The following is a 22,855-nucleotide window of genomic DNA, read 5'->3' on the forward strand; positions in this document are numbered from 1 at the left end:
TCTACTCTCCGGGATATGTTGCCCGGACGAAGTATAGACCTTCCGACGGCGCGTTAAGTCCTAATTTGCCACGGTCTTTTGCGGCAAGGGCTTCCCCCACCTGCGCCACGCTCCACATCCCTTGGCCCACAAGCGCAAGGCAGCCAACCATCGAGCGAACCTGATGGTGCAAGAAGCTGCGCGCGGCTGCCTCGATAAAGACTCGGTCGCCTTCTCGGCGCACATCCAGACGGTCCAGCGTCTTGATTGGGCTGGCCGACTGGCAATGCACCGAACGAAAGGTTGTGAAGTCGTGATGCCCGACGAGGAGTTGCGCCGCTTCGTGCATCGCCACCTCGTCGAGCGGCTTTGCGATCCGCCAGGCCTTGCCCAGCTCGACCGTCAGCGGTGCCCGGCGATTTATGATCCGATATTCATAGGCCCTGCCGGTGCACGAAAATCGGGCGTGCCAATCCTCTGGCGCCTCGATGCAGTCCAGCACTGCAATTGGATGCTCCGCCAGCCGCAGCCTCGCGTTGACCGCCTCCATCATGCGGAATGGATCGAACGAGCGCGACAAATCGAAATGCGCCCGCATCCCCAGCGCATGAACGCCGGTATCCGTCCTGCCCGCAGCATTGACGACGACCGCCTCCCCGATGACGGACTCGATCGCCTCTTCCACCGCCTGCTGCACGCTCGGCCCATGCCCCTGGCGCTGATAGCCCATATAGGGCCCACCGTTCCATTCGAGTTTGATTGCAAGGCGCATCAGCCGAGCCGCGTACCCGCCGGGATTGATCGCCCGCGCAGCAGGGATGCCGTGTCCATGGCCGGACGCCCCGCTCGCTGGATGAGCGTGGGACGGATCGCGCCGGAACCACAGGCGATGGTCAGCGCATCGTCCTGCGTGACGCCGGCCTCGCCTGCCGCGTCCACCACGTCAGCCGCCAGCACCCGATAGCGCTCCCCCTCCAGCTCAAAGAACGCCCCGGGCGCAGGCGCGAAAGCTCGCACCTGCCGCTCCACGTTCAGGGCATCGCGCGAGAAATCCAGCCGGCTCTCGGCCTTGTCGATCTTGTGGGCATAAGTCACACCCTCTTCTGGCTGCACCTCAACTGGAAAAGCCGAAAGGTCCGACAGCACCTGCACCATTAGCGCAGCGCCCTTGCCTGCCAGTTCCGCTGTGAGTTCCCCCGCCGTCTTGCCATCGACCGGCGTCTCCACCTTCGCCAGCATCGGCCCTGTATCCAGCCCGCGCTCCATCTGCATGATCGTCACGCCGGTGCTCTCGTCACCTGCAAGGATTGCCCGCTGCACCGGCGCCGCACCGCGCCATCGCGGCAGGATCGAGCCGTGGACGTTGAGGCAACCCAACTTCGGTGCATCTAGCACCGCCTGCGGCAGGATCAGGCCATAAGCTGCCACCACCGCCACATCGGCCCCCAGCGCGGCGAGCGCAGCCTGGTCATCTGCCCCCTTCAATGAAACCGGCGTGCGCACTTCGATCCCGTGCGCCTCGGCCGCCAGATGCACCGGCGAAGGTTGCAGCTTCTTGCCCCGCCCCGCCGGGCGCGGCGGCTGGCTATAGGCGGCAACCACCTCGTGCCCCGCAGCGACCAGCGCTTCCAGTGTCGGCACCGCGAAATCGGGCGTCCCCATGAAGATGATGCGCATAAGCTGTAACAGGGCCTTCCGTTTGTCGTCCCCGGCCCTATCTGTGCTGCCATGGCATCGCAAGAGATCGAGGCACTTTCCGGCGCATTGGCGCGTCTTCCCGGGCTCGGCCCCCGCTCCGCCCGCCGCGCCGTGCTGTGGCTGATCAAGCGGCGCGAGACGGCGCTGCCCCAGTTGCTCAACGCCCTGACCCAGGTGCAGGAACTGCTGGTCGAATGCGACACCTGCGGCAACGTCGATACCACCAACCCCTGCGGCATCTGCACCGATTCCCGCCGCGATCAGCGCTCGATCTGCGTTGTCGAGGAAGTGGCCGACCTGTGGGCGCTTGACCGCGCCCGACTGTTCACCGGCAAGTACCATGTGCTCGGCGGCAGGCTTTCAGCGCTCGAAGGCGTGCGGCCCGAGGACCTGACCATCGGCCAGTTGCTCGACCGCGTAAACCAGGGCGGCATCGACGAGGTTGTCCTTGCCATGAACGCCACGCTCGAAGGCCAGACCACCGCACACTATATCGCCGAACGCCTCGAAGACGCGCCGGTCCGCGTGACTCAGCTTGCGCACGGCCTGCCGGTCGGCGGCGAGCTGGACTATCTTGACGAGGGCACCTTGGCTCAAGCACTCAGGGCTCGGCGTCCGGTCGGCTGATCCGGCACCGAGGAGGTCCTGACATGGCTATTCAGGGAATTGGCGGTTTCTTCTTCCGGGCAAAGAATCCGGAGGCTCTGGGCAAGTGGTACGAAGAGCATCTCGGCATCGGTGCATGGTGGGAACAGAAGGCCGGACCGACAGTGTTCCAGCCCTTCCCCGCCGACAGCGATTACTTTTCGGCAGATCGACAGGCCATGCTCAACTTGCGGGTAGAAGGCCTCGACGCCATGGTGGCCGAACTGGAACAGTCCGGAATCGACGTGATCCGCAAAGCGGAATGGGACGGCGAATACGGCCGTTTTGCGCGGATCCACGATCCCGAAGGCAATCCTATCGAGTTGTGGGAGCCCTGATCGCACGGCCAGAAACGAATGTTCGGCATACCTTGCGACTCCCACCTACATTCCTTATCTGCCCCCCATGGCCATCCGCGAAATCATCGAAGTCCCCGACCCGCGTCTGAAGCAGGTCTCCGTCCCCGTCGAAAAGTTCGACGACGAGCTCAAGACGCTTGTCGAGGACATGTTCGAGACGATGTACGATGCCCCCGGCATCGGCCTCGCCGCGATCCAGGTAGGTGTGCCCCTGCGCGTTCTGGTGATTGACCTGCAGCCCGATGATCCGGACGCTGAACCCGTCGCCTGCGATCACGATGGCCACCACCATCACCACCAGCCGACCAAGAAGGAACCGCGGGTCTTCATCAATCCCGAGATTCTTGATCCATCGGAAGAGCACAGCCTCTATCAGGAAGGCTGCCTCTCGGTGCCCGAGATCTACGCCGAAGTCGAACGCCCCGCCCGCATCCGCGCGCGCTGGCAGGACCTCGACGGCAAGGTCCACGAGGAAAACATGGGCGGCCTGATGGCCACCTGCCTCCAGCACGAGATGGACCACCTCGAAGGCATTCTCTTCATCGACCACCTCTCACGGCTGAAGCGCAACATGGCGCTCAAGAAGCTGGAAAAGCTGCGCAAGGTGGCGTGATGGTCGCCCTTTGCGGATAAACCGCGAAGGGCAATTGCCAGATTGGCATAGTGAAGCTAGGTTCTTGCTTCGTTCTTGTGCGGAGCAACCGTGGACCTGTCGCTGATTCTCGTTTTCGTGGCCCTTATCGTGGGCGTCGTGCTCGGCTGGTTCTTCGGGTCGCGGCCCGTCGCCGAATGGCGCGCGCGGCATGACCAGCGCGATGCCGAAGCGAAGGCGCACGAAGGCACGGTCAAGGCGATGACGGTGGACCTTGCCGCAACGGCCGAGCGGGCAAAGGGCCTAGAAGCGAGCCTTGCCGAGTTGCAGGACGTCCGCCGCCAGCGCGACGAGCTGGCGCCTGCGCTCGCTGCCGCCCGTCAGAGCGCCGCCGATGCCGAAGTCATCCGCGCCGAACTCTCCCGCGTGCGCGATGATCGCGATGCGCTGCGCGGCGAACTCGAGCGCCTCAAGGCCGATGCCGAAAACTTTGCCGAACAGAAGCGCCTGCTGATCGCCGCGCAGGAAGCACTGCGCAAGGAATTCGAGAATGCGGGCAACAAGGTGCTGGAAAAGGCGCAGGAAACATTCCTTGCGCGCGCCCAGTCACGGTTTGAGGAAAGCGAGAAGACCAGTGCCGAGCGGCTGAAGTCGCTGCTTGCTCCGGTCGATCAGCGACTCAAGAGCTATGAAGAACAGGTTCAGAGCCTCGAAAAGCAGCGCGTTGATTCCTTCGGCCAGCTGACAGGTCTGATCCAGTCGATGCGCGATGGGCAGGAGGCCGTCCGCGCCGCCGCTGCTCAGCTTGGCAACAGCTTGCGCAACGGCCCCAAGACACGCGGCCGCTGGGGCGAACTGCAACTGCGCAACGTGCTCGAACAGTGCGGCCTTGCCGAACACACCGATTTCATCACCGAGCATTCGGTCAATACCGACGAAGGCCGCCTCCGTCCCGATGCGATCGTCCGTGTACCCGGCAACAAGCTGCTGGTGATCGACGCAAAGGTCTCGCTCAACGCCTATCAGGATGCGTTCGAGGCCGAGGACGACGATACGCGCAAGATCGCGCTCAACGCCCACGTCCAGTCGATGCGCAACCATATCCAGACGCTGGGCGCCAAGTCCTACCAGTCGCAGTTCGAGGAAGCACCGGACTACGTGCTGATGTTTGTCCCCGGCGAACACTTCATCGCGGCCGCGCTCGAGCGCGACCCGACGCTGTGGGACTTCGCCTTCGAACGTCGTGTGCTGCTGGCCAGCCCTACCAACCTCGTCGCCATCGCCCGCACCGTGGCGCAGGTCTGGCGGCAGGATGGCCTCGCGCGCGAAGCGCGGGAGATCGGCAAGATGGGTGGTGAGCTATACGACCGCCTTGCCGTCGCCGCTGAACACCTCAAGCGCGTCGGCAACGGGCTCGACAGTGCCGTTTCCAATTACAATAAATTCGTCGGCAGCTTCGAACGCAATGTGCTTTCCGCAGGCCGCCGCCTGAAGGACAAGCACATCGAGATCGGCAAGCGCGAGCTGGAAGAAGTTCCTCTCGTCGAAGCTGCTCCGCGTTATGCCGAGGCAGAAACCCCATCATTGGCAGCAATTGCCAACGATGAAGGAGACGTCGCAGCGGAATGACGGTCAGCTTCGCCCCGCACTTGCTCGCAATCGCCGCAATGACGGTGCTTGCGGGTTGCGGTAGCGAGCCCAATGCCTCTGCCAGTTCGCCTGCGCCAGACAAGGCCGCAGCGAAGCCATTCCATACACCTCTGCCAACCAGCGAACCGGTTCCGGCCCCAAGCGATCCTGCCCCCGTCGCATCCGCCACCTCGGAATCTGGCAGTTACGCCCCGCAGGATGATTGTGCCAGGGAACCGGAATGGCCGACATTCCGCAAAGCCTTGGCCGGAGCCATCAAGAGCCGCGATGCCCAAGCGATGGCCAAGCTTGCAGCACCTGACATTTCACTCGACTACGGCGGCGGCAATGGCACTGCCGAATTGGTCAAGCGCCTCAACGATCCCCAATCAAAGCTCTGGCAGGAGCTAGACGCCATCCTCCCGCTCGGCTGCGCAGTTCAGGGCGGGCTTGCGGCCATGCCTTGGGTGTTCTGGAACGCGCCCGAGGACATCGACAGCTACAGTGCCATGCTCGTGCTGGGCGATGCTGCGCCGTTGCTCGACAAGGCGGGCGGCAAGCCCGTAACCAATGCGGGCTGGACCATCGTCGGCATCGATCCGATGGACTTCGACACCGGTGCCAAGACCACGCGCGTGACCACGCATGACGGGCGCAAAGGCTGGATCGAAACACGCAAGCTGCGCAGCCTTCTCGACTATCGCCTGATCGCAGAGCCAAAGGATGGACAATGGCAGATTACCGCCTTCATCGCAGGTGATTGATCAGCCCTCGGAAAGCTCCAGATCAAGCGCGTGCCCGCCCGAAACCAGGCGCAGGGTGGATCCGCTGCGGCGCATTTCCGGCGCTGCGGAAAGCAGAGCGTTGACCGCCTCTTCCTGCTGCCAAACTGGACCTTCGCAAAACATCCGCGTGGCCATCAGCGGCCCGGCAATCAACCGGTTGCCTTCGACGCGATAATCGCCGCCAATGCCATTGCAGCCCACATTGGCGCTCAGCCGTTCGTCCTCGAACTTGAGGCTGGCGCGACTGGGTGCCGCAGGCGCTGCACCGTCGACACGGGTGATGATCCACCTCGTTCCAGCAAGGCCAGCACTCTCCGTCGGCGCAGTCGCGCAACCGGCAAGAAGTGCCGTGGACATCGCGATCAAGGCCAGAGAGTTGCGCATTCGATGATGATACGCGCGCGCGACTGAGCGTGGGATTAACCGGGCGATCCGTTATCGTTCATCAAGCGTTGCAAGCACTTCGTAAGCCAGCACCGCGCCTGCCACCGCGGCGTTCAGGCTATCCGCGCGCCCCTTCATGGGCATGGTCACGCGCAAGTCGCAGGCCATCTCGTAATGTTCGGGCAGTCCGCGTGATTCATTGCCGACCATGACGAAGCAAGGGGCCGAATAAGGCGCCCCGCGATAAGGCACTGCTTCGCGCAAGGAGGCTGCTACAAGTTGGCCCTCGCCCTCACGCAGCCAACCGAGGAAGTCCTCCCAGCGCGCCTGCGCCAGCCTCTCGGTAAAGATCGCGCCCATGCTCGCGCGCACCGCCTCGACCGAGAAGGGATCGACGCAATCGTCGATCAGGATCAACCCGCCTGCGCCAACCGCATCGGCAGTGCGCAGCATCGTGCCGAGATTGCCGGGATCGCGCATGGCATGGGCGACCAGCCAGATCGGCGCAGTGTTGCGGTCAATCAACCGGATCGAGGTGTCCCATTCGGCAAAGACTCCGGCCACGGCCTGCGGGTTCTCCTTGCCGGTCACCTTTGCAAGAATGTCGAGCGGCAGTTCGATGACCTCGCCACCGCTGCGCGCCACATCGGCCTCAAGCTCATCAAGCAGCGGATGTCCCTCGCGCCCCTGCGCCATCAGCAGAATTTCCGGCAGTCGTCCGCCTTCTCGCGCGTCGGTCAGCAGGCGCAGACCTTCAGCCAGGAACTTGCGTTCGCGCCGCCTGTGCTTCTTCTCGCGCAGACTGCGGACGAACTTTACCGTCGGGTTGGAGTAACCAGTGATGATCTTGCGCGTCATGCCGCCGCCATGGGGCAGAGCGATGCGCGCGGCAAGGGGATCAATCCTCCCCGAAGCCGTCCTTGATCAGCCCGGTCAACTTCATCAGGATCGCGTCAGCCTCGCCCTCAGGGCCCGCGACGACAACGTCCACCGTATCGCCCTTGGCCGCGCCGAGCATCATCAGGCCGAGGATGGAGCCCCCGGCTGCATCAGTTCCGTCCTTTGCCACCGTCACGTCAAAGCCGTCGGGCAGCTTGGCCACCGCATTCACGAACTTCGCACTTGCCCGCGCATGAAGGCCGCGCTGGTTGACGATCGTCACCGTTTCGCGGGTGACGTAACCCTGTTCTGCCATCTCACGCGTCCTGCCCTAAGAATTCGGATGCGATCGTGATGTAGTTCCGCCCCGCATCGCGCGCGGCGGCTGTCGCTTCCTTTACACCCATGCAATTGCGAGCCTTGGCCAGACGGATCAGCATGGGCAGGTTGATCCCGGCAATCACTTCGACGCGCCCCGCCTGCATCAACGAGATTGCGAGGTTGGAGGGAGTCCCGCCAAACAGGTCGGTCAGGATGATCACGCCTTCCCCGCTGTCGACGCGCTTTATCGCGTCGGCAATTTCCTTGCGGCGCTTCTCCATGTCATCGTTGGGGCCGATGCAAACACCGATCACGTCGCTCTGTCTGCCGACGACATGCTCCATCGCATGGATGAACTCGTCGGCAAGAGCGCCGTGGGTAACCAGAATGAGACCAATCATGAAAGGGGCAGGCTCCGAAGTGCGGCCGGGCAATCTGCACCATCCGCGATGAACGCGAGATTGGCAGGATTGCAGGGCGCGCAAGACGACTGGGAATCAAAACGCATGGCTTCCAGTGCTGCCCCGCCCAATAATGTTCTTCCCCGCTTGATCAATGCTTCTGGCCCTCAAGAAGGTCAGCCGCGCGTGATGCGAGGTTGCGATGCAGCAATGTGGGTGAAAATCCCGCCTCGCGCAAGGCGGAAGCGATCTGCTCGGCCATGAACACCGATCGGTGCCGCCCTCCGGTGCAACCGAAAGCGACATGGACATAGGCCTTGCCCTGCGCCTGATAGCGCGGAAGCAGGAGCAGAAGAAGGTCGCGAATCCGTCCGAAAGCCTCGGCAAATGCCGGATCCTGGCGGATATAATCCCCCACCGGAGCGTCTTGCCCGGTCTGTGGACGCAGCTCGTCCACCCAGTGCGGATTGGCAAGGAAGCGCATGTCGAACACGAGGTCTGCCAGCGGCGGCGTGCCCCGCGAGAAACCGAAACTGCTGATCGTCAGCGTCGTCGGCGCGGGCGTTTCCTCGCCGAACTGCGCGCGAATCGCCTGCTGGAGGTCGTTCGCGGTGAAGCTTGTGGTGGAGATGACTAGGTCTGCCCAGCGACGCAGCGGCTCGAGCAGTTCGCGCTCGGCGGCAATGCCGGTCGCCGCAGGCTTGTCTTCGCTCATCGGGTGGCGGCGACGCGTCTCATTGTATCGCCGCTCGAGCTCTGTGCCGGCGCAGTCGAGAAACAGGGTCGTAACTTGTAGATCTTTGCGCTGCGAGAGCTTCTTGACGAGCTGGATTGTCCGCGCCGGATCGAAGCCGCGCGTGCGCGTGTCGAAGCCGATCGCCATGGGCGTGCCACTCTCCATCCGCGCCGAACCCGGTTCCGTCTCGAGCAGACGGTCGAGCAGGCGAATGGGAAAGTTGTCGACCGCCTCCCAGCCAAGGTCCTCAAGCGTCCGCAATGCAGTCGTCTTGCCCGCCCCCAGCAAGCCGGTGACGAGAAGGATGCGCTGCGGGCCAGAATCCCGGAGGCCAGAATCCGAGGAGCTTGAGTCTTGCGCCATTGCCCGGTTGCTTTGCGCCTTTGCTGCGCGGTTGGGAAGTCCGCACGAAGGCCCTGTCCCCAATCAGGAAATCGTCAACCCATAGCGGGAAAGCGCCAATTCCGCCCGTAGCGCGAGCACCGGGCTGTCGGGCCAGAGCCGGACCTGCGGCAGCACAACGCCATCGATTTCAAGAGCTTCGGCGGCTTCGATGAAGCGCGGTGCCTCACGGTCGAGTTGCACAGCCAGCGCTACCGGCACGGACGCCGACACCGGAAATTCGAGCAGCCCCAGATTGCGCACTTCCAGCTTGCCGATGATGTTGGGATGGGGCGCGGCGAACACCTGCCCTGCCCGCACCTCGATCATTACTCCGTCATCGCCGACCAGCATTGCACCACGGTCGATCATGGCAAGGGCAAGACTCGACTTGCCGACCCCGGAGGGGCCGAAGATCAGCACGCCACGACCGCCAATCGACACGCAGCCAGCCTGCAAGGCGCGACTCACTCCTCGTCCTCCTCGATCGCCAGTGGCAGGCTGAGCACGACATAGGCGCCGGGCTTACCATCAGGCCTATCATGGATGGTCAGCGTGCCGTCATGCGCTTCGGCAATGGTGCGGGCAATTGCCAGACCAAGACCGCTGTGCGCTCCGAACGCCTCCTCTGCCGGACGGACCGAATGGAACCGCTCGAACACTTTCTCGCGTTCGACCACGGGAACGCCGGGCCCCTCATCGACTACGGCGATATGTGCGCTTTCACCATCGCCCCACACGGTGAGGTCCACCACCCCGCCTGGCGGCGAAAACGAAACCGCGTTGTCGAGCAGGTTCTCGAGCACGCGCTCAAGGCGCGCGGCATCTCCAGGTACCACTGTCAGCCCGCCCTGGCGATGCAGGTGGATAGGCGTCGTCGGGCTGGCACGCACATCGCGCGCACCCACGACTTGCGAGGCCAGACCGGCAAGATCGACATCCACAAACGTCGCACGACTCAGTTCCGCGTCGATACGGCTGGCATCGGCGATCTCGGTAATCAGCCGGTCGATCCGTTGCACATCATGGGCAGCGATATCCGCCAACTGCCGCCGCAGCGCCGGGTCCTCCACCCTCTCCATCGTCTCGAGCGCACTCGACAATGATGCCAGCGGATTCTTGAGCTCGTGCGCAACGTCTGCTGCAAAAGTCTCCACCGCGTCGATGCGCTGGCGCAGCGCGGTGGTCATGTCCGAAACCGCGCGGGCAAGCAGCCCGATCTCGTCGCCTCGGTCAGGCAGGCGCGGCACCACGACCTCGCGCTCACGCCCGAGCCGCACCCGCACTGCAGCCCGGACCAGCGCCCGCAGCGGCTGGACAATGGTTCGGGCCAGAAACAGCGAAAGCTGCACCGAGAGCAGCAGCGCGATGCCGATGATGATCACGAGCGTCTGGCGCGCGTCGCGCACCGATTGCGTCACGTCGAGCGCATTGCGCAAGGTTAGCAGGACTTCGCCTTTGTCACCCACCGGCGTGGCTGCGGTGATCACCGGCGTGCGGTCGGGTGCATATCGCAGGAACACTTCGGTGCGGCCAGACGTTCGCGCAGCCTTGATCTCCGGCCAGCTGCCCGCGGGCAATTCGGACGTATCCCGGTAGCGCTCCACTGTCGGCGCGTTGACGATGAAATCAACGCCGCGGTCGAGCAACCGGGCAGCTTTCTGGTACCAGGGCTCGCTCTCGGGATCGATCAGCGCGAACGAGGGCTGTGCCAGGGCAAAGCTGTCCGCCAGCAAGCGGCTTTCGTCATCGTAGAGCCGCAGGCGCAGGACCTGGTCTGTACCAATCCGGGCGATAAGGTCACGCCGCTGCTTGGCACTCGCGCCGTCTAGCGCATCGGCCGCGATCTCCGCTTCTGCGCGTGCCAGCTTGAAACGCTCCTCGATCAGCTGGGTGCGATAGCTGTCGAGATAGAAGAAACCGCCCGCCAGCAATGCCAGCGCAATCACGTTCACAAAGAGAATGCGTGTGGTCAGCGACACGCCCCGGATGCGCCACAACTGCCTCAGCCGCCGACGCCCTGAACCACCAGCGCGCCGCGCTACCGGGGTTGCGGGGTCACTCGTCGGCAAAGCTGTAGCCTGCACCGTAGAGCGTCTCGATCGCACCAAAGCGGGGGTCGACCGCGCGGAACTTGCGACGCAGGCGCTTGATGTGGCTGTCAATGGTGCGATCGTCGACGAAGACATCGTCGTGATAGGCCGCATCCATCAGCTGGTTGCGAGTCTTGACCACGCCGGGCCGTATCGCCAGCGCTTCGAGAATCATGAACTCGGTCACCGTCAGGGATACCGCCTCCCCATCCCAGGTCACGGCGTGGCGTGCGGGGTCTATGACGAGGCGACCGCGACGGATCGGCTCGGGCAAAGGTTCACCGTCCGGCTCCTGCTCTTCCGCCTCGCGCCGTACGATATCGCTGCGGCGCAGTATGGCCTTGATGCGCGCTACCAGCAGGCGCTGGCTGAATGGCTTGGCGATGTAGTCGTCCGCGCCCATCGACAGGCCGAGTGCCTCGTCGGCCTCGTCGTCCTTGCTGGTCAGGAAGATGACGGGCAGATCGCTCTTCTCGCGCAGGCGCCTCAGCAGTTCGAGCCCGTCCATGCGCGGCATCTTGATATCGCAAACCGCTAGATCGGGCGGGTTGTCGAGCAAAGCCTTCAGCGCCGTGTCACCATCATTGTAGAGACGCGTGGCGAAGCCTTCGGTTTGCAGCGCAATCGAAACAGTTGTCAGGATGTTGCGATCGTCGTCGACCAGCGCGATCGTGCGCGGAGCATCGATGGCTTCGGTACGTGGCGATTGCGGGCTGACCATGGTTTCGAGCGATACCGATCCTGCCCAACCCTTGCAACTTCCACCACAAATCGCGCTGCGACGCAGCATTTTCCAGTTGCACAAGTTGCAACTGAGTGCGCAAAAAAACTTCGTTGCAGGCTGTCATTTGACGCAGCAAAGCGGGGTGACTATGCGCAGATCGAGAATCAGCGCATTCGTATTCGCAATCCGTGCGCGAAGGGACAAATTCCTGTCCGGAGCGCCGCCAACGGGAGGCCCGAAGTGTCCGATAACAGCCTGAACGTGTCCCTCGCCAGCCAGGGCTTCCCCGAGCCGGCGGAACTGTTCGCCAACCTCGGCACTGCGCCACTGGTCGAACATGCGGTCCGCAATGGCGAAGGCCTGCTCTGCGTCGACGGTCCGCTCGTGGTCGAAACCGGCAAGCACACCGGCCGCTCGGCCAAGGACAAGTTCATCGTCCGCGATGCCGAGACCGAGAACACCGTGTGGTGGGGCAAGACCAACGTCGCGATGACGCCTGAGCACTTCGCCAACCTCAAGGCAGACTTCATAGCGGCACTTGGCGCCAAGGACCGCCTCTACGTCGCCGACCTGTTCGGTGGCTCGCAGCCCGAGCATCGCGTCAACGTTCGCGTGATCAACGAGTTTGCCTGGCACAACCTGTTCATCCGCACCCTGCTGGTCCGTCCGACCACGGACGAACTTGCCGCGTTCGCGCCCGAATACACCATCATCGACCTGCCGAGCTTCCGCGCCGATCCGGAACGCCATGGCAGCCGCAGCGAGACTGTCGTCGCGGTCAACTTCACCGAGAAGCTGATCCTTATCGGTGGCACGGCCTATGCTGGCGAAATGAAGAAGTCGGTCTTCGGCATCCTCAACTACCTGCTGCCGGTCAAGGGCGTCATGCCGATGCACTGCTCGGCCAACGTCGGCCCCGATGGCAAGACCGCCGTGTTCTTCGGCCTTTCGGGCACTGGCAAGACCACGCTGTCGGCCGATGCTTCGCGCACCCTTATCGGTGACGACGAGCATGGCTGGTCCGACACTGCCGTGTTCAACTTCGAAGGCGGTTGCTACGCCAAGATGATCCGTCTCTCGGCCGAAGCCGAGCCGGAAATCTTCGCCACGACCAAGCGTTTCGGCACCGTGCTCGAAAACGTTGTGATCGATCCGGTCACCCGCACGATCGACCTCGACGACAACAGCCTTGCCGAGAACAGCCGTGGTTCCTACCCGATCGACTTCATCCCGAACTGCTCGGAGAAGAACCTCGGGCCGGTCCCGGCCAACCTGATTTTCCTCACCGCCGATGCCTATGGCGTCCTGCCTCCGATCGCGCGTCTCACGCCCGACCAGGCAATGTACCACTTCCTCTCTGGTTACACCGCCCGAGTTGCCGGTACTGAAATTGGCGTTACCGAACCGGAAGCCACGTTCAGCACCTGCTTCGGCGCGCCGTTCATGCCGCGCCACCCGTCGGTCTACGGCAACCTGCTGAAGGAACGCATTGCCAAGGGCGGCGTGAAGTGCTGGCTGGTCAACACCGGCTGGTCGGGCGGCAAGGCCACGCAGGAAGGCATCAAGCGCATGCCGATCAAGGCCACCCGCGCCCTGCTCAACGCCGCGCTCGATGGCAGCCTCAACAGCGCCACCTTCAAGAAGGATGCGAACTTCGGATTCGAAGTGCCGGTGGAAGTACCGGGCGTCGACACCAAGCTGCTCGATCCGCGCGGTGCCTGGGCCGATGGCGAGGAATACGACAAGACCGCGCAGGAACTCGTGCGCAAGTTCGTCGACAACTTCCAGCAGTTTGCCGAGCATGTGGACCAGTCGGTCCGCGATGCGGCTCCGGTCGCGGCCTGATTGCCGCCTGACCATTGCTGAAACGCTGCGGGGCTCCTTCGGGAGCCCCGTTTCGTTTCAGGCCTGCCGATCAATCAAGATCGACGTAGTGGCCGTGGACCCATCCGGTCTTGCTCGGCTTGCCCGCAGCATCGAGCACTGTCACCTCAAGCCATGAGCCGTTCGCACCGATTGGCAAGACCTTGGTGCCATCGGCCAGCAACTGCACCACGGCGTTGTTCGTGCCCGGGCCACTGCGCAGATTGAGCCCGCCCGGCGAACGGATCACGCCCGTGTTCGGCCCGTCGTCGTCCCGGCCGCCAAGCACGCGCTGGCGGAAGCGCACCATGTCGAATGCTGGTCCGGGATCGGACTTGCGCACCGGCGCAATGTCATCATGCCCGACGATCTCGGCAATCGGATAGACCGCACGCAGGGCCCTCACCAGCGCCACGGTCGCTTCGAACTGCGCCTCGGGATAGGCCTCCCAGCCGATCGGCGTGCGCGATCCATCCGGGTTGCCGTTGCGGTGCACGGCCATGACCACATTGTCGATCCTCTGCCCCGCGGCATTGCTCCAGCCATTGGCCCCGCCGCGCAGCGCACCCCAGTTGGCGATTTCGATGCCGATGGAGTGCCTGTTGAGCCCGACGATGTCCCGCCATGTGGACTTGCCTGCATGCCACGCCACCTCGCCGAAGTTCACGCACTGGATGATCGTGCCATCCCGGTCGATCACCACATGAGCGGACGAATTGGTATTGTCCTTCGATGCAAACCAGTTGGCCGATGACGCCGCCGATCCGCCAGCGGTGAAATGGATCACCACGATCTTGGGGGGCGTCGGAAACGCGCCGCCGGTATTCTTCGAGCGGATCTGTCTTACCGGATTGTTGCTGTCGGTCAGAATCCCGTTCTTGATCGCGTAAACCATGCCCCACGCCTCCATCGCCAACTCGCTGGAGCATCTTACGTGAATCCACGGAGGAATCTGTGTGAGACGTCACCAGACCGGCGCAATGCGCGATGCGGATCAGGCGAAGAGCGCGCTGTCCTTGAGCAGGTTGTAGGCTTCGACCACTTCCTGCAGCCGCCCCTCGTGCGTGCGATCACCGCCGTTGCGGTCGGGATGGTACTTGCGCACCAGTTCGGAGTAGCTCCGCCGCAACTGCCGCCGGTCGGCATCATAGGCCAGATGCAATGCATCATAGGCCTTGCGCTCGTCAGGGCTTATCCCGCGCCGCGCCGCCTCGGCAGCTTTCTGGTGATCGGCTCGCCGCGCACTCGCCCGTCTGGCGATGGCTTCGAGAGGATCGTCGAAGTCCGCCCAACGCGGCGCCTGGTCGATCCCCGCATCGGCCCGGAACGCCCGTGTCTCGCGCTCCCAGCCCGACAGCGGTGATTGCGCCTTCAGGATTTCCTCTGGCGTCATCCCGGCAAAGAAATCATAGCCCGAATTGAACTGTCGAACGTGTTCGAGGCAGAACCAGCGATAATCCCCCGGCCCATCGAACCCGGACGAACGAACGCCGGGCGCACGGAATTCACCCGGCTCGTCGCAGCCGGGGGCATTGCAGATACGCCCCGTACCCTGGACGCGACCGTGGAACTTGTCATTTCGCATGTGCTGTCCACATGGCGATGAAGACGCTAGAAGAAAAGCCATGACCGGACCAATCGCACAGGAAATCGAACGGCTTCTGACCGAAGCCCTTGCCCCCACCCGCCTCGCCGTCATCAACGACAGCGCCAGCCACTCGGGCCACATGGGCGACGACGGCACTGGCGAATCGCACTTCACCGTCGAGATCGAAAGCCCCGCCTTCACCGGCCAGTCGCGCCTCAATCGCCAGCGCTTGGTCAACAGGGCGCTGGGCGACCTCCCCGGCCAGCGCGTCCATGCCCTCGCCATCAAGGCACGCGCGCCCGGTGAGTAACCGGCGCATCAGGCGCGCCGCCCGCATCCTCCTGCTCGACGAGCACGACCGCCTCCTCCTGATCCGCTTCGCCCCGGCAGACCGCCGACCGTTCTGGTGCGGCGTCGGCGGCGAATGCGATCCGGGGGAGGACTTTGCCAACGCTGCCGTTCGCGAGCTCTTCGAGGAAACCGGGCTGGTGGTCGAAACCTGCGGCCCCGAAGTGGCCTGCCGGGCAGACGATTACCTGACTCTCGAAGGCGAACCGATCACCTCGGACGAGCGCTTCTTCCGCATCCGCACCACAAGCTTCACCCCGGACACATCTGGCCACACCGAAATAGAGCGCGAACTTATCAAGGAATTTCGCTGGTTTACCCGCGCAGAACTGGCAAACTGGCACGAACCGGTGTTCCCGGCGAACCTGCTCGAACTGCTCGATCTCGAGGCTGAAGCATGACCGATCCGATCATTCAGACCATCACCCCCGTCGCCCATGACCTTGGCGCGTTCGAGGTCCGCCGCGCCATCCCCTCACGCCAGCGCACAATGGTCGGCCCGTTCATCTTCGTCGACCAGTTCGGCCCGGCCCACCTGCCGGACGGCACCGCAATGGACGTGCGCCCCCACCCGCACATCAACCTTGCCACCGTCACCTGGCTGTTCGAAGGCGCGATCGACCACCGCGACAGTCTTGGCTCCTTCGCCACGATCCGCCCCGGACAGGTCAACCTGATGACTGCCGGCACCGGTATCGTCCATTCCGAACGCTCGCCCGAGACCGAGCGCCCGGGCGGCCCCCACCTATACGGCATGCAGACCTGGCTCGCCCTGCCCGACGGCAAGGAGGAGATCGCCCCCGCCTTCGAACAGGTTACGAAGCTTCCGGTTGTGGAGGACGTCTGCGCCAGCGCCACGGTCATCATGGGCACGCTCTGGGGCAAGACGGCGCCGACCACCCAGCACGCCGCCACGATCTATGCCGAGATTCTCCTCGCACCGGGCGGTGCCTTGCCGATCGACGCCGAGGCCGATGAACGCGCCGTCATGCTCGTCGGCGGCGAGGCCAGCATCGACGGCCACCCCCTCGCCCTCTACGACCTCGTCGTCCTCGCCCCCGGCGCGGTGCTGAAGCTGCAATCCGAAACCGGCGGCCGCGTCATGCTGATGGGCGGAGAAGCCTTCGCCACCAAGCGTCACGTATGGTGGAACTTCGTCAGCTCCAGCCGCGACCGGATCAACCAGGCCAAGGCAGACTGGCAGGAAGGCCGCTTTCCGAAAGTGCCCGGCGACGAGGCAGAGTTCATCCCACTGCCGAAGGTGGCGACGACGGTCAGCTATCCGTAACGGCGCAATCCGCACGCACTTGATCCGATTCGACCGCGCGGACAATCGTCAAGCGTTAGCAAAGCAGCACGCATTAATCCGGAGTTGTTCCTAAGCGCCGGAAAACAACCCCTTGTTATCCTAGATTTATGACGGAAAGTAAGGGGCAGGCGCGCGCCGCACAATCAAGCAGCATGTGCCTGCTGGCTCTCGCATGCATGTCTCTGGTTGCCACGTCGCTGGCTCCGAGGACCGGTTCAGCGCTCGCCATTTTCTCCGTTTCACAACCGAACTCCGCAGCTTTCGTCGGCTGGGCGACCGCACGCGGCGTTCGGATTGTCGGGAGGACGCCGATCGGCGGACTCATCCTCGACCGAGCTCCAGACGGAGCATTCCTTTCGGCACTGCGCCACGGCACGATTGCGATCGCAGTCCCGCTCAGCCTTTGCACTGCATCATCAGGAAATTGAACGGCATGGAACAGTTGCAGGTGCTTCGCGCCAACGGTTTACGGGCTCTCGCTTTCACCTCGATTGTCGGCACGCTGATCATCTTCATCGGCGCGATCTGGGCGGATTCGGGGCTTCTTCCACCGATCGCAGCCTCGCTCGCGGCACTGCTCACGGTCTACGTGGCGATGTCCGGCAGTAGCGATGCCACCGCGCGCTGCGCCGTGGCGGCCGGAGTGATGACGTTCCCGATGATCCTGCTCTATCAGTGGGCTGGATCGGCCTGGATGATCGACCTGCACATGGTCTTCTTCGCCTGCCTTGCGATCATCGTCGTTCTTGCTGACTGGCGCCCAATCGTAACCGGCGCAGCCCTGACAGCTGTCCATCATCTTCTCGGCAACCTCGTCGCGCCCGAGCTGGTTTACGGCACTGGCGGCGACCTACTTCGCGTGGTCCTCCACGCGGTCGTGGTCATTGCTGAAACCGCAGCGCTGGTGTTCCTCAGCGTCCAGTTGCAGACCCTTGTCATTACTCAGGCCGAAGCCGAAGCAACCAAACTTGCCATGGAAGAAGCGGCAGCCGGAGAGCGGCAGCGGATTGCCGAAGAGCAGGAGCTGGTAATCTCGGCGATCGAGCAGCGGCTGGAGGAACTGGCTGCCGGCGATCTCAGCACCATGATCAACGCCGACTTCCCACCAGCCTACCTCAAGCTGAAGAGCAGCTTCAACGCAGCGACCGCCGATCTCGATCGTCTTGTCGGTGCCGTATCTTCCACGACCATTCACATTGCCCAGGGTTCTTCAGAAATCCGCAGTGCGTCTGACGATCTGGCTCGCCGGACCGAACTGCAGGCGAGCGCTCTGGAACAGAACAACTTGGTAACCTGCGAGCTTGTAAAAGAGATCGACCAGACGGCCCGGGAAGCTGGACATACCCGCGAAGCCATTAGTCAGGCACAAGAGTTTGCCGAAACAGGTGGCGCAGTCGTGTCGAGCGCAGTCTCGGCGATGAACGAAATCGAACGCTCTTCCAACGAGATCGGCCAAATCATCTCATTGATCGACGGGATCGCCTTCCAGACAAACCTGCTTGCACTTAACGCAGGAGTCGAGGCTGCTCGCGCTGGCGATGCCGGAAAAGGCTTTGCGGTTGTTGCCAACGAAGTCCGCGCGCTCGCACAGCGCTCTGCCGAGGCAGCAAGCAGTATCCGCACCCTGATCCAGACATCCAGCGTACAGGTCGCCGCGGGGGTAAGCCTCGTCGGCAAAACCGGAACGGTGCTGGGCGATATCGTCAGCCGCGTTTCGCAGGTCAGCGAAGCCATCTCGGATATTGCGGATTCGGCTGTTCGGCAGTCAGGCGAACTGACCCGTGTCAGCGGCTCGTTCGGAAACCTCGACACGCTTACGCAGCAGAATGCGGCGATGGTCGAGGAAAGCAACGCGGCCGCCCATCAATTGGCAAGAGCGGCTGAAGAACTGCGCGAGCTGGTCAGCAGGTTCCGCACGAGCCGCTCCGATGCGTCCTTAGACCGACCTGTCGCGATGCTGCGCGTCGCCTGATCACCGCAGGGAATCATCCCTGCGCTGGCGTGGCTCGACAACACTAGTCCCGCGATCGTCAGGAGGTTTGGCGATTCACCCCCTTTCCTCCCCTGCAAAACCCTGACACGATACCTTTAATGGGTCGATTAAGATCCGGCCGAGGGAGAGCGTGCGAATGGCATTTGCTGGGCAAGTCGTGTGGACCACAGGTGCATCGTCGGGCATCGGCGCGGCACTGGCGCGGGCGCTGGCTGCGCAAGGGGCGCAGCTGATCCTTTCCGGACGCAACGAAGCTGCACTTCGCGAAGTCGCCGCGCAATGCGGCAACGCCCTCGTCCTGCCCTTTGAAGCAACCGACTATGCCGCCGCCGCCCGTGCCGCCGATCAGGCGTGGGGCTGGAAGGGCCATGTCGACATGCTGGTCAACAACGCCGGCATCTCGCAGCGCTCGCTCGCCGTAGACACCGCGTTCCCGGTCTACGAACGCATCATCGCGGTCGATCTGCTCGCCCCCATAGCGCTTACGCAGGCGCTCCTGCCGCGCATGGCAGCGCGCAAATCCGGGCGGATCGTCATGGTCTCGAGCATTGCCGGCAAGGTCGGCTCTCCCATGCGCACGGGTTACAGTGCCGCCAAATTCGGGCTGTTCGGCTATTCCGATGCCTTGCGCGCGGAAGTCGCGGGCCTTGGCATCAAGGTCCATGTGATCGCGCCCGGCTCGATCCGGACCGATGTTTCGCGCAACGCCATTACCGCCGACGGATCGCGCCGCGGGACCAGCGACAAGGCCATCGAGAACGGACTCGATCCGAACGTGGCTGCGGCCCGGATGCTCGACGCCATCGCGGCGGGCGAACGCGAGATCATCATGGGCGAAGGCATGGAACGGGAGATCGGAGAACTGCGCCGCACGCCCGATGCCCTGCACGATCGCATGGCCGAAGTCGTCGCCGCAGGCTATGCCCAGAAGATGGACGAGGGAGCTTCCGAATGACCGACCTGAAACGCGTGACACTCGCCAGCGGGATTGAACTCGATGTGCTGGATGTCGGCCCGAAGGACGCGCCCGTCCTGATCTTCCTCCATGGCTTCCCCGAAAGCCACCGCACCTGGCGCCACCAGATCGCGCACCTCTCCTCGCGCTTCCGCTGCATCGCGCCCGACCAGCGCGGCTATCGCGGCTCGTCGAAGCCGGAAGGCGTGGAGAACTACACGCCCGACAAGCTGATCGGCGACATCTTCCAGCTCGCCGATGCGCTGGGCGTGCAGCAGTTCACCATCCTCGGCCATGACTGGGGCGGCGCGATTGCCTGGGGGGTGGCTCTCCTCGGCCAGGGCACGCGCGTCACTCGCGCAGTCATTGCCAATGCCCCGCACCCTGTCATTTTCCCGCGCCTGCTCTGGACCGACCGCCAGCAGCGCGAGGCTAGCCAGTACATGCGTGCCTTCCGTGATACTGCCAACGACGCGATGGTGCGCGAACACGGCCTTGGCGCATTGCTTGCCCAGGCGCTCAAGTGGGAGCGCGCGCCCACCATGGAAGAGGAAGAGCGCGCCGCCCTGTTCAAGGACTGGTCGAACCCCGATGCCGCCATCGCCATGCTCAACTGGTATCGCGCCAGCCAAATGGCGGTCCCGCCGATGGACGTGCCTTTCGAGCTGCCCGAAGACTATCAGGATGCCGCGGTCCCGCCCTTGCAGATCCCCACACTGGTGATCTGGGCGATGGACGACATGGCCCTGCCTCCGTGCAACCTTGACGGCATGGACAAGCTTGTCACCAATCTTACCGTGGAACCGGTGCAGGATTGCGGGCATTTCGTGCCGTGGGAAGCACCTGATACGGTGAACGCTGTGCTGGACCGGTTTCTTGGCTGATCGAAAACCTGAAATTTCTGCCGCCCCTGCAACTTCGCTGTTGCGCAACCATGGGGGCGGCCATGCCCCGGTCAGCTACCTCGAACTGTTCTTCGATCTGGTTTACGCCTTCGCGATCACGCAGGCCTCGCATTTTCTGCTGATGCATCCCGGCTGGGCTGGGCTGCTCGAAGGCACGCTGCTATTTCTCGCGGTGTGGTGGGCATGGGTCTACACATCGTGGGTCGCCAACTGGGCCAACCCGGATCGCGTGCCGGTCCGCCTCCTGCTGCTGATGGTGATGTTCGCGAGCATGGTCATGGCCGTAGCCATGCCCAAGGCCTTCGAAACCGGGGCGGAGGACATGGGTCTGGTCTTTGCCCTCAGCTACAGCGGCTTGCAGGTCCTGCGCACGCTCTTCATGGTCTGGGCCATGGGGCGCGATGAACGCGCGGCAGGAATCAACATGCTGCGCATCCTTGCATGGTTTGTCGCCTCGGCGGGATTCTGGCTCGCAGGCGCGCTGGCCGAAATGTCGGAAAGGCGCATCACTCTCTGGGCCATTGCCTTGGCAATCGAGTATCTGGGGCCCTCACAAGGCTATCGCGTTCCATTCCTCGGCCGGTCGGACCCTTCGGAATGGCGCATCTCGGGCGGGCACATGGCCGAACGGTGCGCCCTGTTCGTGATCATCGCCCTTGGCGAGGGCATCATCGTCACAGGGTCAAGCTTTGCCCAGCTGAGCCACGAACCCTTGCGCGCCATCGCCTTTCTCCTCGCCTTCATCGGCTCGGTGCTGATGTGGTGGATCTATTTCGATCGCGGTGCGGCGCGCGGGGCCGAGCATATCGAGCACCACGCCGAACCAGGGCGCATAGCGCGTAACGCCTTCACTTACCTGCACATGCCGATCGTGGCCGGAATCGTGATCACCGCAGTGGCGGACGCGATCTTGCTGGCCAATCCGGCAGGGCCCACGTCGTTGCGCCTCGTCCTGTTCCAGAGCATCGGCCTGCTCGTCTATGTCCTCGGGGTCGGCTTCTTCAAGAGCTACAGCAGCGATCGCGGCAACTTCCCCGTAAGCCACATGGCGGGACTTGGCGTGATCGCCGTGACCTCGCTCGTGGCATGCGTCCGACCGCCCAGCGCGCTGGCCTTCGTCGCGCTGACCGTAGCGGCTCTGGCGCTGATCGCCATGTGGGAATGGGTCTCGTTCCACGGCGGCTGGCGCGAACGCTTCCGCACCGCGTTTGATGGGGGCTAGGAGTTCATTCCGAACAACTCCACCCATGCGCCATGGGCGTGGGCCGTGCCAAGAACGGTGGGTTCTTCGCCTCCCGGCCAGTAGCGCACGGTCAGTTCATGCCTGAAAGTCTGCCGGTTTGTCTCCAGCATGACCCAGGCCAGCCGTCGCGCGGCATCAGCCCTCGCGCCCGCCTCGCCCATTGCTGCTTCAATCCGGGCGCGGGTTTCGGACGGTAGGTATTGCCAGACGATGGAGTGGAAGAACACTCGGGTGGTGTCTTCCTCCTGCGGCGCGGCAAGAACCGCGGAGACGAAATCCCCGGCATCCATCTGCAACAGATCCGGAGCACGCTGCGCAGCCAGTGCAATCGCCGCATCGATCCGCCCGATCCGCTCGGTCACCTCGGCCCAGACGTAGGACTTCAGCCGCAGCGCCTGTTCCGGATCTGCAAGGTTCATCGGCGCACGGTCACACCCGCGGATGGAGGTGATCTCCACTTGCGCCTGGGGCGGCGGGGACCCGCGCCACTCCGGCACGATCCGCATGGGCGAGCTTTCCGGCCCCGCCACGGTCCCGCCAAGATCGAAGAAAAACCGCTCCATCATCGTGTTGACGCCCGCGCTCGCGCCAAGCTCGTTCAGTTCGAAACGCGGGCCAACCTTGCCCGAAAGCCACAGCAGCGCCGCCATGATCGAAGCTGACCGCCCCGCCTCGTTGGTCTGCGGCGGCCCATCGAGCCATGGGAGCAGTTCCACGTCATGGTCACGCGTCACTGCCACCACCAGCGCATCCACTTCAGCCTGATCGGTCACCTCGCCTCGATAGACCGGGGCCAGCCGCATGTCCTTCCCTGTCAGCACGAGATGGTGATGCCCGCCCGCCAGTCGCAGCGGCAGAGCGTCCTCCAGCGGCCTTCCCGGCCAGGCAGCGATTCGCGCGCCCACCTCCGTTGCGCCGTCCAACAGGTGCAATTGCGCCCGCACCACCCGGCCGGTACAGGGTGCACCATTGTTCGTGGCATGGTCCGCCTGCCATTCTATGGCCTTTGCGACCTCTTCGATCTCCATGATCGGGTTCATTCAGT

Annotated in this window: 26 protein-coding genes; 13 read left to right on the top strand and 13 right to left on the bottom strand. The window is 63.7% G+C overall.

Translation table 11 applies throughout. The annotated features are described in order from the left end of the window. Position 1: 1 nt before the first annotated feature. Together truA and fmt are read right to left on the bottom strand one after the other, a co-directional pair. Positions 2-751, bottom strand: coding sequence for a tRNA pseudouridine(38-40) synthase TruA (gene truA / locus IQ25_RS03735; RefSeq protein WP_407070580.1), 750 nt, complete (start codon positions 749-751; stop codon positions 2-4). Further along, a complete protein-coding gene (fmt, locus tag IQ25_RS03740) occupies positions 751-1,656 on the bottom strand; it encodes a methionyl-tRNA formyltransferase (protein WP_144902373.1) in 906 nt (301 codons plus the stop codon). Before fmt ends, truA begins: the two co-directional genes overlap by 1 nt. 51 nt (positions 1,657-1,707) lie before the next feature. Between fmt and recR the strand changes: the two genes are divergently transcribed. The 5 genes from recR (at position 1,708) to IQ25_RS03765 (ending at position 5,666) form a co-directional block, all read left to right on the top strand. After that, a complete protein-coding gene (gene recR, locus IQ25_RS03745; RefSeq protein ID WP_144902376.1) occupies positions 1,708-2,304 on the top strand; it encodes a recombination mediator RecR in 597 nt (198 codons plus the stop codon). A gap of 23 nt (positions 2,305-2,327) precedes the next feature. Continuing rightward, on the top strand, positions 2,328-2,660 hold the full coding sequence (locus IQ25_RS03750) for a VOC family protein (protein ID WP_144902378.1): 333 nt from the start codon (positions 2,328-2,330) through the stop codon (positions 2,658-2,660). A gap of 67 nt (positions 2,661-2,727) precedes the next feature. Next, positions 2,728-3,294 (top strand): peptide deformylase, encoded by a 567-nt coding sequence (def, locus tag IQ25_RS03755; RefSeq protein ID WP_144902381.1) that lies wholly within the window; start codon positions 2,728-2,730, stop codon positions 3,292-3,294. A gap of 90 nt (positions 3,295-3,384) precedes the next feature. Further along, positions 3,385-4,902 (top strand): DNA recombination protein RmuC, encoded by a 1,518-nt coding sequence (gene rmuC / locus IQ25_RS03760; protein WP_144902384.1) that lies wholly within the window; start codon positions 3,385-3,387, stop codon positions 4,900-4,902. Further along, on the top strand, positions 4,899-5,666 hold the full coding sequence (locus IQ25_RS03765; protein ID WP_144902387.1) for a hypothetical protein: 768 nt from the start codon (positions 4,899-4,901) through the stop codon (positions 5,664-5,666). Before rmuC ends, IQ25_RS03765 begins: the two co-directional genes overlap by 4 nt. Here the strand turns inward: IQ25_RS03765 and IQ25_RS03770 are convergent, their stop codons facing one another. The 8 genes from IQ25_RS03770 to IQ25_RS03805 all read right to left on the bottom strand — a co-directional run bounded on the left by IQ25_RS03770 (position 5,667) and on the right by IQ25_RS03805 (position 11,603). Next, positions 5,667-6,044: an META domain-containing protein gene (locus IQ25_RS03770; protein ID WP_158637659.1), complete on the bottom strand. Its 378-nt coding sequence runs from the start codon at positions 6,042-6,044 to the stop codon at positions 5,667-5,669. It abuts the gene before it with no gap. A 78-nt stretch (positions 6,045-6,122) separates the two neighbouring features. Next, a complete protein-coding gene (locus IQ25_RS03775) occupies positions 6,123-6,929 on the bottom strand; it encodes a TrmH family RNA methyltransferase (RefSeq protein ID WP_144902393.1) in 807 nt (268 codons plus the stop codon). 40 nt (positions 6,930-6,969) lie between these two features. Next, complete coding sequence (locus IQ25_RS03780) at positions 6,970-7,266, bottom strand: HPr family phosphocarrier protein (protein ID WP_144902396.1); 297 nt, start codon at positions 7,264-7,266, stop codon at positions 6,970-6,972. 1 nt (position 7,267) lies between these two features. Next, complete coding sequence (locus IQ25_RS03785; protein ID WP_084279901.1) at positions 7,268-7,672, bottom strand: PTS sugar transporter subunit IIA; 405 nt, start codon at positions 7,670-7,672, stop codon at positions 7,268-7,270. A 151-nt stretch (positions 7,673-7,823) separates the two neighbouring features. Further along, the gene (rapZ, locus tag IQ25_RS03790) at positions 7,824-8,771 is read right to left on the bottom strand and encodes an RNase adapter RapZ (RefSeq protein ID WP_144902399.1); all 948 of its coding nucleotides are present in this window, start codon (positions 8,769-8,771) and stop codon (positions 7,824-7,826) included. Positions 8,772-8,834: 63 nt separating this feature from the next. Next, the gene (locus IQ25_RS03795) at positions 8,835-9,260 is read right to left on the bottom strand and encodes an HPr kinase/phosphorylase (RefSeq protein WP_144902402.1); all 426 of its coding nucleotides are present in this window, start codon (positions 9,258-9,260) and stop codon (positions 8,835-8,837) included. After that, positions 9,257-10,789 carry a sensor histidine kinase gene (locus IQ25_RS03800; protein WP_144903175.1) on the bottom strand — a complete coding sequence of 511 codons (1,533 nt, stop codon included), beginning with the start codon at positions 10,787-10,789 and terminating at the stop codon, positions 9,257-9,259. Before IQ25_RS03800 ends, IQ25_RS03795 begins: the two co-directional genes overlap by 4 nt. A gap of 58 nt (positions 10,790-10,847) precedes the next feature. After that, positions 10,848-11,603, bottom strand: coding sequence for a response regulator transcription factor (locus tag IQ25_RS03805; protein ID WP_144903178.1), 756 nt, complete (start codon positions 11,601-11,603; stop codon positions 10,848-10,850). A gap of 243 nt (positions 11,604-11,846) precedes the next feature. On the opposite strand from IQ25_RS03805, the gene IQ25_RS03810 reads away from it, so the two are divergent. Then, complete coding sequence (locus IQ25_RS03810; protein WP_144902404.1) at positions 11,847-13,451, top strand: phosphoenolpyruvate carboxykinase; 1,605 nt, start codon at positions 11,847-11,849, stop codon at positions 13,449-13,451. A 70-nt stretch (positions 13,452-13,521) separates the two neighbouring features. On the opposite strand, the gene IQ25_RS03815 is transcribed toward IQ25_RS03810, so the two are convergent. Continuing rightward, positions 13,522-14,364 carry an N-acetylmuramoyl-L-alanine amidase gene (locus tag IQ25_RS03815; protein ID WP_158637660.1) on the bottom strand — a complete coding sequence of 281 codons (843 nt, stop codon included), beginning with the start codon at positions 14,362-14,364 and terminating at the stop codon, positions 13,522-13,524. A gap of 99 nt (positions 14,365-14,463) precedes the next feature. Further along, complete coding sequence (locus IQ25_RS03820; protein WP_144902410.1) at positions 14,464-15,054, bottom strand: J domain-containing protein; 591 nt, start codon at positions 15,052-15,054, stop codon at positions 14,464-14,466. Between the two features lie 40 nt (positions 15,055-15,094). On the opposite strand from IQ25_RS03820, the gene IQ25_RS03825 reads away from it, so the two are divergent. From IQ25_RS03825 to IQ25_RS03855, 7 genes are all read left to right on the top strand, one after another. After that, positions 15,095-15,367 carry a BolA family protein gene (locus tag IQ25_RS03825; RefSeq protein ID WP_144902412.1) on the top strand — a complete coding sequence of 91 codons (273 nt, stop codon included), beginning with the start codon at positions 15,095-15,097 and terminating at the stop codon, positions 15,365-15,367. After that, positions 15,360-15,806, top strand: a complete 447-nt coding sequence (locus IQ25_RS03830) for an NUDIX hydrolase (RefSeq protein WP_258536938.1) — start codon at positions 15,360-15,362, stop codon at positions 15,804-15,806. The genes IQ25_RS03825 and IQ25_RS03830 overlap by 8 nt, the downstream gene beginning before the upstream one ends. Next, positions 15,803-16,693 carry a pirin family protein gene (locus IQ25_RS03835; RefSeq protein ID WP_144902418.1) on the top strand — a complete coding sequence of 297 codons (891 nt, stop codon included), beginning with the start codon at positions 15,803-15,805 and terminating at the stop codon, positions 16,691-16,693. Before IQ25_RS03830 ends, IQ25_RS03835 begins: the two co-directional genes overlap by 4 nt. Before the next feature lie 454 nt (positions 16,694-17,147). Continuing rightward, positions 17,148-18,686 (top strand): methyl-accepting chemotaxis protein, encoded by a 1,539-nt coding sequence (locus tag IQ25_RS03840; RefSeq protein WP_158637661.1) that lies wholly within the window; start codon positions 17,148-17,150, stop codon positions 18,684-18,686. A gap of 157 nt (positions 18,687-18,843) precedes the next feature. After that, positions 18,844-19,662, top strand: a complete 819-nt coding sequence (locus IQ25_RS03845) for an SDR family NAD(P)-dependent oxidoreductase (RefSeq protein ID WP_144902424.1) — start codon at positions 18,844-18,846, stop codon at positions 19,660-19,662. Continuing rightward, positions 19,659-20,546 carry an alpha/beta fold hydrolase gene (locus IQ25_RS03850; protein ID WP_144902427.1) on the top strand — a complete coding sequence of 296 codons (888 nt, stop codon included), beginning with the start codon at positions 19,659-19,661 and terminating at the stop codon, positions 20,544-20,546. The genes IQ25_RS03845 and IQ25_RS03850 overlap by 4 nt, the downstream gene beginning before the upstream one ends. After that, a complete protein-coding gene (locus IQ25_RS03855; RefSeq protein WP_144902430.1) occupies positions 20,539-21,789 on the top strand; it encodes a low temperature requirement protein A in 1,251 nt (416 codons plus the stop codon). The genes IQ25_RS03850 and IQ25_RS03855 overlap by 8 nt, the downstream gene beginning before the upstream one ends. On the opposite strand, the gene IQ25_RS03860 is transcribed toward IQ25_RS03855, so the two are convergent. Beyond that, positions 21,786-22,850, bottom strand: coding sequence for a DUF2332 domain-containing protein (locus tag IQ25_RS03860; protein WP_144902433.1), 1,065 nt, complete (start codon positions 22,848-22,850; stop codon positions 21,786-21,788). The genes IQ25_RS03855 and IQ25_RS03860 overlap by 4 nt on opposite strands. Positions 22,851-22,855: the final 5 nt, after the last annotated feature.

This window comes from Novosphingobium taihuense (assembly GCF_007830315.1).
Taxonomy (GTDB): domain Bacteria; phylum Pseudomonadota; class Alphaproteobacteria; order Sphingomonadales; family Sphingomonadaceae; genus Novosphingobium; species Novosphingobium taihuense.

Coding starts and splice junctions, on each gene's coding strand:
- IQ25_RS03785 (WP_084279901.1), bottom strand. CDS start 7,672: ATGATTGGTCTCATTCTGGTTACCCACGGCGCTCTTGCCGACGAGTTC.
- IQ25_RS03765 (WP_144902387.1), top strand. CDS start 4,899: ATGACGGTCAGCTTCGCCCCGCACTTGCTCGCAATCGCCGCAATGACG.
- IQ25_RS03825 (WP_144902412.1), top strand. CDS start 15,095: ATGACCGGACCAATCGCACAGGAAATCGAACGGCTTCTGACCGAAGCC.
- recR (WP_144902376.1), top strand. CDS start 1,708: ATGGCATCGCAAGAGATCGAGGCACTTTCCGGCGCATTGGCGCGTCTT.
- def (WP_144902381.1), top strand. CDS start 2,728: ATGGCCATCCGCGAAATCATCGAAGTCCCCGACCCGCGTCTGAAGCAG.
- IQ25_RS03845 (WP_144902424.1), top strand. CDS start 18,844: ATGGCATTTGCTGGGCAAGTCGTGTGGACCACAGGTGCATCGTCGGGC.
- fmt (WP_144902373.1), bottom strand. CDS start 1,656: ATGCGCATCATCTTCATGGGGACGCCCGATTTCGCGGTGCCGACACTG.
- IQ25_RS03780 (WP_144902396.1), bottom strand. CDS start 7,266: ATGGCAGAACAGGGTTACGTCACCCGCGAAACGGTGACGATCGTCAAC.
- rapZ (WP_144902399.1), bottom strand. CDS start 8,771: ATGGCGCAAGACTCAAGCTCCTCGGATTCTGGCCTCCGGGATTCTGGC.
- truA (WP_407070580.1), bottom strand. CDS start 751: ATGCGCCTTGCAATCAAACTCGAATGGAACGGTGGGCCCTATATGGGC.
- IQ25_RS03850 (WP_144902427.1), top strand. CDS start 19,659: ATGACCGACCTGAAACGCGTGACACTCGCCAGCGGGATTGAACTCGAT.
- IQ25_RS03860 (WP_144902433.1), bottom strand. CDS start 22,850: ATGAACCCGATCATGGAGATCGAAGAGGTCGCAAAGGCCATAGAATGG.
- IQ25_RS03750 (WP_144902378.1), top strand. CDS start 2,328: ATGGCTATTCAGGGAATTGGCGGTTTCTTCTTCCGGGCAAAGAATCCG.
- IQ25_RS03835 (WP_144902418.1), top strand. CDS start 15,803: ATGACCGATCCGATCATTCAGACCATCACCCCCGTCGCCCATGACCTT.
- IQ25_RS03820 (WP_144902410.1), bottom strand. CDS start 15,054: ATGCGAAATGACAAGTTCCACGGTCGCGTCCAGGGTACGGGGCGTATC.
- IQ25_RS03840 (WP_158637661.1), top strand. CDS start 17,148: ATGGAACAGTTGCAGGTGCTTCGCGCCAACGGTTTACGGGCTCTCGCT.
- IQ25_RS03770 (WP_158637659.1), bottom strand. CDS start 6,044: ATGTCCACGGCACTTCTTGCCGGTTGCGCGACTGCGCCGACGGAGAGT.
- IQ25_RS03805 (WP_144903178.1), bottom strand. CDS start 11,603: ATGGTCAGCCCGCAATCGCCACGTACCGAAGCCATCGATGCTCCGCGC.
- IQ25_RS03815 (WP_158637660.1), bottom strand. CDS start 14,364: ATGGTTTACGCGATCAAGAACGGGATTCTGACCGACAGCAACAATCCG.
- IQ25_RS03775 (WP_144902393.1), bottom strand. CDS start 6,929: ATGACGCGCAAGATCATCACTGGTTACTCCAACCCGACGGTAAAGTTC.